Origin of the sequence: Mycobacterium attenuatum, from assembly GCF_900566085.1 — a bacterium.
Classification (GTDB): Bacteria; Actinomycetota; Actinomycetes; order Mycobacteriales; family Mycobacteriaceae; genus Mycobacterium; species Mycobacterium attenuatum.
Genome location: NZ_UPHT01000055.1, coordinates 16,100 through 28,409, shown reverse-complemented (window position 1 = coordinate 28,409; position 12,310 = coordinate 16,100). Strand labels below are relative to the sequence as shown.

Below are 12,310 nucleotides of genomic sequence, written 5' to 3'. Positions count from 1 at the left end.
GGCCGCCACCAAAGCCATGCCAAAAGGGCTGGCCAGGACGCGCCCCTGACCGAACCCGTCCTCGGTGCGCTCGGCCAGGTCAACCGTCGGCGGCACCGAACCGGTCACGGTGGTGATGCCTTCCACCCGATAGTCCAGGCCGATCCCGTAGCGACTGGCCGCCTGGGTCAGACCACGCGGCGGCAACTTGCTGCTCAATTCGGCAAAGGTGGTGTTGCACGAACTGGCGAAGGCCCGCGACAACGGCACCACACCCAGATCAAAACCGCCGTAGTTGGGGATGGTGCGGTGTCCGATATCGAGGTGGCCGGGGCAGCCCAGCATGGTGTTCGGGGTGGCCATATCGCGCTCGACGGCCGCGCCGGCGGTGACCATCTTGAACGTCGACCCCGGCGGGTACAGGCCGGTGGTGGCGATCGGTCCGTCAGCGTTGGCGCCCACATTCTGCGCGATCGCCAGGATCTCGCCGGTCGACGGCTTGATCACCACGATCATCGCCTTGCCGCCGCGGGCGTCCACCGCGCGCTGGGCGGCGTTCTGCACGGTCCGGTCCAACGTGATCGTGATCGACGGCGCCGGTGACGGCTCGACTTCGTGCAGCACCGCGACGTCGACGCCGTTCTGGTTGACGCTGACCACCCGCCAGCCCGCTTGCCCGTCGAGCTGGTCGATCACGGCCTTTTTCACTTCGGTCATGACGATCGGTGCGAAGTGGTCATCGGTGGGCAGCAGGTCGGCCTGCGGTGTGACCACGACCCCGGGCAGCTGGCCGATCGCCGCGAAGACCCGGTTGCTGTCGTCGGCGCGCAGCGTGACCCCGAGGTCCAGCGGATGGGTCGACGAGCTGGCCTGCTCGGCGAGCAGCTGCGGATCGTTGAGCGTGTCATTGAACGGGTGTAGCGCGCCCACGACCGCGTGGGCGGTGCCGATGAGATCGGCACCGGCCGTCGTCGCGTCCAGCGAGTAGTGATACAAGAAGCCCGGCGCCAGCACATCGGTACCGCCGAGTTCGTTCACCGAGGCCCGCCGGGGCGGATCGGAGCGTAGCGAGAAGGTCTGGTGCTCGCCGAGTTTCGGATGCAATCCGGTAGTCGCCCAGCGGACCTCCCACTTGCCCTCGTCCCGGGCCATCTTCAGCTGTCCGTCGTAGCTCCACCTCCGGTTCTTGGGCAGATGCCAGGTGAAGCGGTACGCGACCGTGCCCATGTCCTCGGCGTACTTGGAGCTGAGAAGCTGCGCGTCCAGGTGGGTGGCTTGCAGGCCGGCCCAGGCGGCGTTGAGCGCTTCGCGAGCTTCGTTGGGATTGTCGGTGAGTTGGGCGGCGGTGGCGGTGTCGCCGATGGCCAACGCGGCGAAGAACTTCTCCGCGGCCGGTCCTGGGCCTTCGGGCCGAGGGGTGCACCCCGGCAGAACCGCGACCGCAACCAGAACGCTTGCGAAAACTGAGGCTAATGTTATTCGAGTTACCATCGTGACTGATGTTAAGAAAACCGGCAGCAGCGGCGGCGTCGACACACCGAGACCCAACCGTTATTGAGCCAGCCGCTGCCGTCCGCAACGCCAGCGCGAGGTTGGGGCCGGGTTTCCGCCGTTGCGTTACGCCTGCGCCACGAGCTCAGTCCAGCAGCACCGTGGCGAAGGTACCCACTTCCCGGAACCCGACTCGCGTGTAGGCGGCACGGGCGACGGTGTTGAAGCTGTTGACGTACAGGCTCGCGATGCGCCCGCTGCCGACGATCACCGCGGCAACCGTCGCAGTACCGGCGGTCCCCAGACCCAGGCCGCGCCGTTCCGGATGAACCCACACCCCCTGGATCTGCCCGACGGACGGCGACTGCGACCCCACCTCGGCTTTGAAGACCACCTCGCCATGCTCGAAACGTGCCCAGGCGCGTCCGGCCGCGATGAGGCTGGCCACCCGGCGCCGGTAGCCCCGGCCGCCATCGCCCATGCGCGGGTCGATGCCGACTTCACCGATGAACATGTCCACGGCCGCCACCAGGTAGGCATCGAGTTCCTCCGGCTGTACCTGCCGCACCTCGGGATCGATCGCACAGCTGGGGTGGACGTTGATCGCCATCAGCGGTTGATGGTCGCGAACGTCGCGCGCGGGACCCCAGGTGGACTCGAGACGCTGCCACATCGGCAGCACGAGGTCGGCCCGGCCAACGAGCGACGAACACCGCCGTGCCGTGCTCTTGGCCTCGTCGGCGAACGCGTTGAGATCGATCAGCCCGCCGCGCAGCGGAATGAGATTGGCCCCGGCGAAGCACAACGACTCGTCCACGCCACCGCGTCGCGTCCACAGCTCTCCGCCAATCGAATTCGGCTCGATGCCGTAGTCGGCGACCCGCGCAGCGACCATGCAGGATTCGATCGGGTTCTCGTCGAGCACCCGCCACACCGCCGCAACATCGCGCACCACAGCCACCCGACGCTCACCGACCAGGCGCATGATGGGCGGAGCCGACATCTGAAAAACTCTCTGTGGTGCCAACCGAAGCCAGTACGAGGTCTGGCGTCTATCAGCTTACGGTCACAATCGGCGAACCGCTCGATGTCGCGTCCGGATCGGCGTCAGGTGCCATTTCGGCGGCAAGTCGCATGGCCTCTTCGATCAAGGTCTCGACGATCTGCGCTTCGGGCACGGTCTTGATCACTTCGCCCCGAACGAAGATCTGCCCCTTGCCATTTCCGGAAGCCACACCCAAGTCGGCCTCGCGCGCCTCCCCGGGACCGTTGACCACACAACCCATCACGGCCACCCGCAACGGCACGTCGAGCCCGTCGAGACCCGCGGTCACCTCGTTGGCCAGGGTGTAGACGTCGACCTGGGCACGACCGCACGACGGACAGGACACGATCTCCAGCGTGCGCGGCCGCAGGTTCAACGATTCGAGGATCTGATTGCCCACCTTGACTTCCTCGACCGGCGGCGCCGACAACGACACCCGGATGGTGTCGCCGATGCCCTTGGACAACAGCGCCCCGAAGGCGACCGCGGATTTGATGGTGCCCTGGAAGGCAGGGCCCGCTTCGGTGACCCCGAGGTGCAGCGGGTAGTCGCACTGCGCGGCCAGCAGCTCGTACGCGCGGACCATCACCACCGGATCGTTGTGCTTGACGCTGATCTTGATGTCGCCGAAGCCGTGCTCCTCGAACAGCGAGGCCTCCCACAGCGCCGACTCGACCAGCGCCTCCGGCGTGGCCTTGCCGTACTTCTGCAGGAACCGCTTGTCCAGCGAGCCGGCGTTGACGCCGATCCGGATCGGGATTCCGGCGTCACCGGCGGCCTTGGCGACCTCACCGACCCGGCCGTCGAATTCCTTGATGTTTCCCGGGTTTACCCGCACCGCCGCGCAGCCCGCCTCGATGGCGGCGAAGATGTACTTCGGCTGGAAATGGATGTCGGCGATAACCGGGATCTGGCTGTGGCGGGCGATCTCGGCCAGTGCGTCGGCATCCTCCTGCCGCGGGCACGCCACCCGCACGATGTCGCAGCCGGCCGCAGTCAATTCCGCGATCTGCTGCAACGTCGCATTGACGTCGTGGGTTTTGGTGGTGCACATCGACTGCACCGAAATCGGGTGGTCGCTGCCGACCCCGACGTCGCCGACCATCAACTGACGGGTGGAGCGCCGGGGGGACAGCGTGGGCGCCGGCGGCTTCGGACTTTGCGGCATGCCCAGGCCAACGGTCACTGTCGGTCCTTCTCTCTGGGAGTTATTGGAAAAGCCGGATCGGGTTGACCAAGTCGGCGGTGACGGTCAGCAGCATGTATCCGACGACGAAGAACAGGACCACATAGGTAGCCGGCATGAGCTTGAGATAGTTCACCGGCGCCGCGGCCACCTTGCCGCGAGCCGCGCGAATCATATTGCGGATCTTCTCGAATACCGCGACGGCGATATGACCGCCGTCGAACGGCAGCAACGGCAGCAGGTTGATCGCGCCCAAGATGAGGTTCAACTGGGCCAGGAAGAACCAGAATGCCACCCACAGCCCGTGGTCCACGGTGTCGCCGCCGATGATGCTGGCGCCTACCACGCTCATCGGCGTCTCCGGGTCACGCTGTCCGCCACCGATGGCATGAACCAGCGCGCCGACCTTTGTCGGGATGGCGGCCAGCGCCTTGCCCACTTCGATGGTCAGGTCGCCAGCGAAGGCGAAAGTCGCCGGAATCGCGGACAACACGCCGTACTGGGTGGGGCCGGGACGCAGGGCTCCGACCCCGATGGCGCCGACCGTTGCGGGCTGGACCTGACCGCTCTGCCCGGTGGGCAACCAGCGCCGGGTGGGTTCGATGGTGACGTTGGCGGTGATGGTGGCGCCGTTGCGCTCGACGACGACCGGCACGGTGCCATGCATCTTGCGTACCGCAGCGGCCATTTCGTCGAACGTGGACACGGGCGTGTCGCCGACCTTGACCACGATGTCGCCGGCGCGCAGCCCCGCGAGCCCGGCAGGACCGGGCCCGGTGCACTGTTCGAGCTTGCCCTGCGCGGTTTCCGCTGCAACGCAACCAGTTTCGCCGATCACGGCCCTGGTCGGCGGATGCAGGTTGGGCAGCCCCCACATCACGGCGATGGCATAGATCAACACCAGGCAGATCACGAAGTTCATCCCCGGGCCGGCGAACAGCACCGCGACCCGCTTCCAGGTTGCCTGCTTGTACATGGCGCGGTCACGTTCGTCGGGAGCGAGCTCCTCGACCGGGGTCATGCCGGCGATATCGCAGAAACCACCCGCCGGAATCGCCTTGACGCCGTACTCGGTTTCACCGCGGCGCGTCGACCACAGGGTGGGACCGAAACCGACGAAATAACGACGCACCTTCATCCCGGTCGCGCGCGCTGCCCACATATGGCCGCATTCATGCAACGCCACCGAAATCAGGATCGCGAGTGCGAACAGCACAATGCCGATAACGAACATCATCAGGCTGTATGGACCTTTCTCACGCCTTTCCGGAGACCTTCTCGTAGGCACCGGCCGGGTTGGCTTTGGCGACCGCGCGCTGCGCGCGTTCCCGCGCCCAGCGCTGCGCGTCGAGTACGTCATCCACGGTAGCGGGTGGAAGCGCCCATTGGTCGGCATCGTGGAGCACGTCGGCGATGGTCCCGACGATGGCGGGAAAGCCGATGCGGCCGGAAAGGAACGCTTCGGCCGCTTCTTCGTTGGCGGCGTTGTAAACAGCGGTCATGCAGCCACCGGTTTCACCGGCGTGCCGGGCCAGTTCGACCGCCGGGAAAACGTCGCTGTCCAGTGGCTCGAATTCCCATGCCTGCGACTGGCCAAAGTCGCAACAGGCGGCCGCCCCGGGCACGCGGCGCGGCCAGCCCAACGCCAGCGAAATGGGCAGCTTCATGTCCGGCGGGCTGGCCTGGGCGATGGTCGAGCCGTCGACGAAGGTGACCATTGAATGAATGATCGACTGCGGGTGGACCACGACGTCGATGCGGTCGTAGGGAATGCCAAACAACAGGTGCGTTTCGATCAGCTCTAGGCCCTTGTTGACCAGCGAGGCCGAATTGAGCGTGTTCATCGGGCCCATGGACCAGGTGGGATGTGCCCCGGCCTGCTCGGGGGTGACGTGTTCGAGGTCGGCGGCCGACCAGCCGCGAAACGGCCCGCCCGAGGCGGTGAGCACCAGTTTGGTCACTTCGTCCGGAGTGCCGCCGCGCAGACACTGGGCCAGCGCGGAATGCTCGGAGTCCACCGGAACGATTTGACCGGGTCGTGCTGCCCGCAGCACCAGGGGGCCACCGGCCACCAGCGATTCCTTGTTGGCCAGGGCCAGCCGGGCACCGGATTCCAGTGCGGCCAGCGTCGGTCGCAGACCCAATGCCCCGACCAATGCGTTGAGCACGACGTCGGCTTCGGTCTCGTTGATCAGCCGGGTGACGGCATCGGGGCCGTAGTAAGGGATGTCGCCGGCACGTTGCGCTGCGTGATCGTCGGTGACCGCGATATTGGTGACTCCGGTCTGGGCGCGCTGACGCAACAGCGTGTCGAGATTTTTGCCCCCGGCAGCCAACCCCACCACCTCGAAGCGATCCGGATTGGCGGCGATGACCTCCAGCGCCTGGGTGCCGATCGAACCGGTGCTGCCCAGCACCAGCACCCGTAGGCGCCCGGCGTGCCCGTCGGTCGGGATTGTCACCTCACCATTGTGCCGCCAAACCATCCGGTCGTCGCCGTGCCCTCATGCAGTCATCTTGATGTCTAGCACCGATGCTAAGATGCCACGGCGCGCACGACGATCCGGATCGACGACGAGCTCTACCGCGAGGTGAAGGCACGGGCAGCTCGATCCGGGCGTACCGTGGCCGCGGTCCTCGAGGATGCGGTGCGACGCGGTCTCAATCCGCCCGGGCAGTCAGCGGCCGGGCGTTATCGGGTCCAGCCGACTGGCAGCGGCGGGCTCAGGCCTGGCATGGATCTGTCCTCCAACGCCGCGATCGCGGAGGCAATGGACGAAAGCGTGACGGTCGATGCACTGCGTTGACGTCAACGTTCTCGTCCATGCCCATCGAGCCGACCTGCGTGAACACCCGAACTACCGGGAAGTGCTCGAGCGGCTAGCCAACGACGACGAGCCGCTCGGTCTGCCGGACAGCGTGCTCGCCCGCTTCGTCCGGGTAGTGACCAACCGCCGGATCTTCGTCGAACCGACCAGCCGGCCCGACGCATGGCAGGCGGTCGATGCGTTGCTGGCGGCGCCCGCCGCGATGCGGCTTGGGCCCGGTGAGCGGCACTGGACGCTGTTTCGGCAGCTCGCCGCCGATATCGATGCGAGCGGCAACGACATCGCCGACGCCTACCTGGCCGCCTACGCCGTGGAGAACAACGCGACCTGGGTGAGCGCCGACCGCGGTTTCTCTCGCTTTGGCCGGCTGCGCTGGCGTCATCCGCTGGATATCTGAGCGACCGTGTGCAGGCGGCCGCGGTTGGTCGCTCGGCAGGTGACTCCAGGCGGATCCGACGTGTGTCAAAATGTCGGAAACCGCCGATCCGATGCCAGAAAGCCATACCCGAACCGGAGGAGTCGCCGTGGCAAGTACCGAGGTGGAGCAGTACACCGGCGTTGACCCGGTCGAGGTGCCGTCCGCGAAGTGGGGCTGGAGCAGGATTAACCACCGCACCTGGCACATCGTCGGGCTGGGCATATTCGTATTTCTGCTGGCGATGCTGCGCGGCAACCACGTCGGCCACATCGAGGACTGGTTCCTCATCGGGTTTGCCGCACTCGTGCTCGTCGTGCTGGTGCGCGACCTGTGGGGCCGCCGGCGCGGCTGGCTCAGGTAGAACGCCGCACCCGGCGATACCAAGCCCCGGCGAGCCCGCCGAGCGTCAAGATGGCCAATGCCGCGACCCACGGCCAGGCCCCATGTTCGTGTACCCAACCGGCGAGGACGCCCTGGACGCGGCCGGCGGCGGTGATCACCTCGTCGCGGGGGTTCGCCCCTGTACCCGCAAACAGGCGCAGCTCGTAGAGGCCGTAGTAACTCACGTACAGACCGGTCAGTACCAGTAGCGCGCCGCTGATCCGGTTGACCAACGGCAGGATCCGCCGGATGCGCTCGGCCAAAGCCGAACTCGCGGCCGCGACGCCAACGGCAAGCACTCCCACGACCAGGGTGAGACCCGCAACGTAAGCCAGGTAGATTGCGACGCTGCCCACGATCGAACCACTGCGCAACCCAGCGCCGGTGACAGCCAGAAACGGGCCGACAGTGCACGACAGCGAGGCCGTCGCATAGCTGATGCCGTAGCCGTAGGTGGATCCCAGCCGCGCCGTCGGCGCCCATAACGGGCCGAACCGCCGCGGCGTCAACGCCGTCAGCGTCCGACCCGCCAGCAGCAAAACGCCCAGGACCACAAGCACAATGCCGATCAGCACCGTCGCGTAGGGCAGGTATCGATGGACCGTCGTGGCCGCCGAGATGGTCAGCGCTCCAAATAACCCGAACACCGTTGTGAAGCCCAGCGCCATCCCCGCGGTGGCTGCCAGCGCCCGGCCGAGCGCTACCGGTCCCCCACGTTCTGCGGGATCTAGCCCGCGCACCACCAAGAGCAGGTAGCCCGGCAACATCGCAAACCCACATGGATTCAGCGCGGCCACCAACCCGGCTGCGAATGCCAGACCGACGAGACCCTGGTCCACGAATCAGGACGCCAACTCGGCCACGCGGCCGGAGAGCTCTTGCTCGGACATGGCCGACGTCGGGTTGTTGACGAAGGTCGATGAGCCATCCGCGCGGTAGAACACCCAGGCCGGCTGCCAGGGCACGTTGTAGCGCGCCCAGATCGAGCCGTCGGCGTCGTTGAGGTTGGTGAAGTTCAGGCCGTACTTGGCGACGAAACCCTGCATGGCGCCGACGTCGGAGTGCGCCGCAACACCGACGAAAGTGACACGTGGATTGGCGGCCGCCACGTGGCTGACGCTGGGCGCCTCGGCGTTGCAGAACGGACACCACGGCGTCCAGAACCACAACACGGCCGGCTTTCCCTGCAGGCTGGCCCCGTTGAACTGAGCTCCACTGAGGGTGGTGGCGGTGAAATTCAGACGGTCATCAGCGGCCATCGCCCGCGGCGCAGCGGTGAGGCCGAGCAACAGGACCATCGCGATTGTCACGGCGGCAACGCCCGCGACGAATGCTTTGGCCGGTGACAGTAGGCGAACAATCATGACAGCCCCTCCTGCAGACGTTGTGCCCTGATGACGTAATACCCGCCGTTGCGGTTCATCGCTCCAGCTACCCGCCTCCGGCGGCCAGCTGTCCGCAGGCGGGGCCCCATGCGCCCGCGCTCCAGCTACCCGCCTCCGGCGGCCAGCTGTCCGCAGGCGGCGCCGATCTCCCGGCCGCGAGTGTCCCGGACAGTACACGAAACTCGTTGCGCGCGAACATGCTTGACGAAATTGCGCTCGACCGTTTTGGGGCTGGCGTCCCAGTCGCTGCCCGGTGTCGGGTTCAGCGGGATGAGGTTGACATGGACCAGCGGCCCCAGGGCGCGGTGCAGTCGCCGGCCCAGCAGGTCGGCCCGCCAGGGTTGGTCGTTGACGTCACGAATGAGTGCGTATTCCACCGACACCCGACGGCCGGTCGCCTCGGCGTAGTAGCGCGCTGCATCGAGGGCCTCGCCGATTTTCCAGCGGTTGTTCACCGGCACCAGCGTGTCACGCAGCTCGTCATCGGGTGCGTGCAACGACAGCGCGAGCGTCACGCCGAGCCGTTCGTCGGCGAGTTTGCGGATCGCTGGGGCCAGACCCACCGTCGACACCGTCACCGAGCGGGCCGAGATGCCGAAACCCCCCGGCGGCGGCTCGGTGATGCGCCGCACGGCGGCCAGCACCCGCGAATAGTTGGCCAGCGGCTCCCCCATACCCATGAAGACCACGTTGGACAACCGCAGGGGAGGTAGGCCGAAGTCGTCTCGCAGCGCCGCCGCGGCGGCCCGCACCTGTTCGACGATCTCTGCGGTCGACAGATTGCGGGTCAGGCCACCCTGGCCGGTGGCACAGAACGGGCAGGCCATGCCGCAGCCGGCCTGCGACGAGATGCACACCGTATTGCGTTGCGGGTAGCGCATCAGCACCGACTCGACGGTTGCCCCATCGACGGCCCGCCACAACGTCTTCCGAGTCTGGCCGGCGTCGCAGGCGACTTCGCGCACCGCCGTCAGCAGAGTCGGCAACATCGCCGCGGCGAGCACGTCGCGGTCAGCCGCAGGCAGGTCGGTCATCTGGCGCGGGTCGGCGATCAGACGGCCGAAGTAATGGTGCGCGAGTTGCTTGGCCCGAAACGCTGGCAGGCCCAGTTCGGCGACGGCAGCCGCACGACCGGCCGCGTCAAAATCGGCGAGGTGCCGCGGTGGCATGCCGCGGCGCGGCGCCTCGAACATCAGCTCACCAACCATGATGGTGTCCAGTATCGACCTGCCGGGCAAGCTAGGGCAGCTTAGGGCAGCAGCGTCAGCACTATCCAGGCCGCCACCGCGGACGGCAGAACGCCGTCGAGCCGGTCCATCAAGCCGCCATGGCCCGGCAGCAGCCGCCCCATGTCTTTGATCCCGAGGTCGCGCTTCACTTGCGACTCCACCAGGTCGCCCAGGGTCGTGGTCAGCACGAAAAGTACGCCCAGCAGCGCCCCCACCCACGGTGTCTTGCCGGCCAGGTACGTCGCGGTAATGGTGGTCGCGGTGACACCGCAGACCATCGAACCGGCGAATCCCTCCCACGATTTCTTCGGGCTGATCGTTGGAACCATCGGATGCTTGCCGAACAACACCCCCACCGCATAACCACCGACGTCGGAGGCGATGACCGCGATCATCATGGCAAACACCCAGCCGGCGCCGTGGTAGACCAGCAGCGCAGCGAAGGAGCCGAACAGCACCACCCACGCGGCCAGAAAGATGGTGGCCGACGTGTCACGCAGGTAGTTCCCCGGCGCAGCCCGCTCGGCGCCGCCGTCCGACCGCTTGTCCTGCATGAACAGCCGCCAGATCATGCAGACCACGACCATGGCGCCGAAGCCCGCCAGCACGCCGCGAACCCCGTAGGGCCAGCTCAGCCAGATCGTGACCTGGCCGCCGACCAGCAACGGGATTACCGGGATCAGGTACCCGGCTTCGCGCAGCCGCCGCACCACCTCATGGCTGGCGACGGCCATGGCCAACGCGCAGATGGCTATCCAGCCGCGCGGAGCCAGCAGCAGGGTCGCGATGAGGACAGCGCCGATCGCCGAGCCCACCGCGATTGCCGCGGGCAGGTCACGACCAGCCCGGGAGGACTTCTTCGGCCCCTGCGGCGGGCCGTCGGCCGGGGTGCCGGTGCTGGCATCGGTAGTTGCCACGGATCTGATCAGACTTGGCTGCTGAGCGGTCCTAGACCTCCAGCAGCTCGCCTTCTTTGTGTTTCACCAGTTCATCGATCTGGGCGACATAGTGGTGGGTGGTCTTGTCGAGGTCCTTTTCCGCGCGACCTACTTCGTCTTCGCCGGCCTCGCCGTCCTTGCGGATGCGGTGCAGTTCCTCCATCGCTTTACGACGGATGTTGCGCACCGAGACCCGGGCTTCCTCTCCTTTGTGCTTGGCCTGCTTGACCAGCTCGCGCCGGCGCTCCTCGGTGAGCTGCGGTATCGCCACGCGGATGACGGTGCCGTCGTTGGTGGGGTTGACCCCGAGGTCGGAGTTTCGAATCGCCGTCTCGATGGCGTGCAGCTGGTTGGCTTCGTAGGGCTTGATGACGACCATCCGTGCCTCGGGAACGTTGATGCTGGCCAGCTGGGTGATCGGGGTGTTGGTGCCGTAGTAGTCGATGACGATCCGGGAGAACATGCCGGGATTGGCCCGCCCGGTCCGGATCGTTGACAAGTCGTCCCGGGCCACCGATACGGCCTTCTCCATTTTCTCTTCGGCATCGAAGAGAGCATCGTCGATCATCGCGTCTTCCCCTTTAGTGGTGACCAGCGTTTAGGTGGTGACCAGCGTTCCGATCTTCTCACCGGCGACCGCACGGGCAATATTCCCATCGACCAGCAGGTTGAACACCAGAATTGGCATGCCATTGTCCATACACAAGCTGAATGCGGTGGCATCGGCAACTCGCAGCCCCCTATCAATCACCTCCCGGTGACTGATCACGGTCAGCAGTTCGGCCGCGGGATTCTCGCGCGGATCCTCGGCGAACACCCCGTCAACCGCCTTTGCCATCAAGACCACGTCCGCGCCGATCTCCAGCGCCCGCTGCGCTGCGGTGGTGTCGGTAGAGAAGTAGGGCAGCCCCATGCCGGCGCCGAAGATCACCACGCGCCCCTTCTCCAGGTGGCGGACGGCCCGCAACGGCAGATAGGGTTCGGCCACCTGGCCCATGGTGATTGCCGTCTGAACCCGGGTGACAATGCCTTCTTTCTCCAGAAAGTCCTGCAGCGCAAGGCTATTCATGACAGTCCCGAGCATGCCCATGTAGTCCGAGCGGGTGCGTTCCATACCGCGCTGCTGCAACTGCGCGCCGCGGAAGAAATTGCCGCCACCGATGACCACGGCGACCTGTACCCCACCGCGCACCACCTCGGCGATCTGCCGGGCCACTTGCGCCACCACGTCGGGATCCAGGCCCACCTGGCCGCCGCCGAACATTTCGCCGCCGAGCTTGAGCAACACTCGCTTGTACCTCGACGGTGGGGGTCCAACCGCGGAAGCCGGTACGCCGTTGGTGGATGTCGGCTCCGGCCTGGGAGCCGCCGAGCCGGCGACATCGGTTTCCGGGCGCTCCGCCATAAGACTCCTCGCATGACAGTGCCAT

Annotated in this window: 14 protein-coding genes; 3 read left to right on the top strand and 11 right to left on the bottom strand. The window is 66.6% G+C overall.

Going from position 1 to position 12,310, the window contains the following annotated elements; all coding sequences use genetic code 11:
* The 5 genes from EET13_RS09480 to dxr form a co-directional block, all read right to left on the bottom strand.
* A partial coding sequence (locus EET13_RS09480) for an NTF2-like N-terminal transpeptidase domain-containing protein (RefSeq protein WP_122442050.1) occupies positions 1 to 1,470 on the bottom strand: 1,470 nt, incomplete at its 3' end.
* A gap of 145 nt (positions 1,471 to 1,615) precedes the next feature.
* Positions 1,616 to 2,473, bottom strand: coding sequence for a GNAT family N-acetyltransferase (locus EET13_RS09475; RefSeq protein ID WP_122442043.1), 858 nt, complete (start codon positions 2,471 to 2,473; stop codon positions 1,616 to 1,618).
* 52 nt (positions 2,474 to 2,525) lie between these two features.
* Positions 2,526 to 3,701: a flavodoxin-dependent (E)-4-hydroxy-3-methylbut-2-enyl-diphosphate synthase gene (ispG, locus tag EET13_RS09470; RefSeq protein WP_122442042.1), complete on the bottom strand. Its 1,176-nt coding sequence runs from the start codon at positions 3,699 to 3,701 to the stop codon at positions 2,526 to 2,528.
* A gap of 22 nt (positions 3,702 to 3,723) precedes the next feature.
* Positions 3,724 to 4,938 (bottom strand): M50 family metallopeptidase, encoded by a 1,215-nt coding sequence (locus EET13_RS09465; protein WP_122442041.1) that lies wholly within the window; start codon positions 4,936 to 4,938, stop codon positions 3,724 to 3,726.
* Between the two features lie 19 nt (positions 4,939 to 4,957).
* A complete protein-coding gene (dxr, locus tag EET13_RS09460; RefSeq protein WP_122442049.1) occupies positions 4,958 to 6,163 on the bottom strand; it encodes a 1-deoxy-D-xylulose-5-phosphate reductoisomerase in 1,206 nt (401 codons plus the stop codon).
* Between the two features lie 99 nt (positions 6,164 to 6,262).
* Here dxr and EET13_RS09455 point away from each other — a divergent pair, with 99 nt between their 5' ends.
* From EET13_RS09455 to EET13_RS09445, 3 genes are all read left to right on the top strand, one after another.
* Positions 6,263 to 6,508, top strand: a complete 246-nt coding sequence (locus EET13_RS09455) for a ribbon-helix-helix protein, CopG family (RefSeq protein ID WP_122442040.1) — start codon at positions 6,263 to 6,265, stop codon at positions 6,506 to 6,508.
* Complete coding sequence (locus tag EET13_RS09450; protein ID WP_122442039.1) at positions 6,495 to 6,926, top strand: type II toxin-antitoxin system VapC family toxin; 432 nt, start codon at positions 6,495 to 6,497, stop codon at positions 6,924 to 6,926. Before EET13_RS09455 ends, EET13_RS09450 begins: the two co-directional genes overlap by 14 nt.
* A gap of 127 nt (positions 6,927 to 7,053) precedes the next feature.
* The gene (locus EET13_RS09445) at positions 7,054 to 7,308 is read left to right on the top strand and encodes a DUF2631 domain-containing protein (protein WP_211186395.1); all 255 of its coding nucleotides are present in this window, start codon (positions 7,054 to 7,056) and stop codon (positions 7,306 to 7,308) included.
* Here EET13_RS09445 and EET13_RS09440 read toward each other — a convergent pair.
* From EET13_RS09440 to pyrH, 6 genes are all read right to left on the bottom strand, one after another.
* Positions 7,301 to 8,167: a cytochrome c biogenesis CcdA family protein gene (locus EET13_RS09440; protein WP_122442038.1), complete on the bottom strand. Its 867-nt coding sequence runs from the start codon at positions 8,165 to 8,167 to the stop codon at positions 7,301 to 7,303. The two genes, EET13_RS09445 and EET13_RS09440, sit on opposite strands and share 8 nt — an antisense overlap.
* A gap of 3 nt (positions 8,168 to 8,170) precedes the next feature.
* Positions 8,171 to 8,692 carry a disulfide bond-forming protein DsbE gene (gene dsbE / locus EET13_RS09435; protein ID WP_122442037.1) on the bottom strand — a complete coding sequence of 174 codons (522 nt, stop codon included), beginning with the start codon at positions 8,690 to 8,692 and terminating at the stop codon, positions 8,171 to 8,173.
* Between the two features lie 125 nt (positions 8,693 to 8,817).
* Positions 8,818 to 9,921: a dual-specificity RNA methyltransferase RlmN gene (rlmN, locus tag EET13_RS09430; protein ID WP_122442036.1), complete on the bottom strand. Its 1,104-nt coding sequence runs from the start codon at positions 9,919 to 9,921 to the stop codon at positions 8,818 to 8,820.
* Positions 9,922 to 9,962: 41 nt separating this feature from the next.
* Positions 9,963 to 10,859, bottom strand: a complete 897-nt coding sequence (locus EET13_RS09425; RefSeq protein WP_122442035.1) for a phosphatidate cytidylyltransferase — start codon at positions 10,857 to 10,859, stop codon at positions 9,963 to 9,965.
* A gap of 31 nt (positions 10,860 to 10,890) precedes the next feature.
* On the bottom strand, positions 10,891 to 11,448 hold the full coding sequence (gene frr, locus EET13_RS09420; protein ID WP_122442034.1) for a ribosome recycling factor: 558 nt from the start codon (positions 11,446 to 11,448) through the stop codon (positions 10,891 to 10,893).
* Positions 11,449 to 11,478: 30 nt separating this feature from the next.
* Complete coding sequence (gene pyrH, locus EET13_RS09415; protein WP_122442033.1) at positions 11,479 to 12,285, bottom strand: UMP kinase; 807 nt, start codon at positions 12,283 to 12,285, stop codon at positions 11,479 to 11,481.
* Between the last annotated feature and the right edge of the window lie 25 nt (positions 12,286 to 12,310).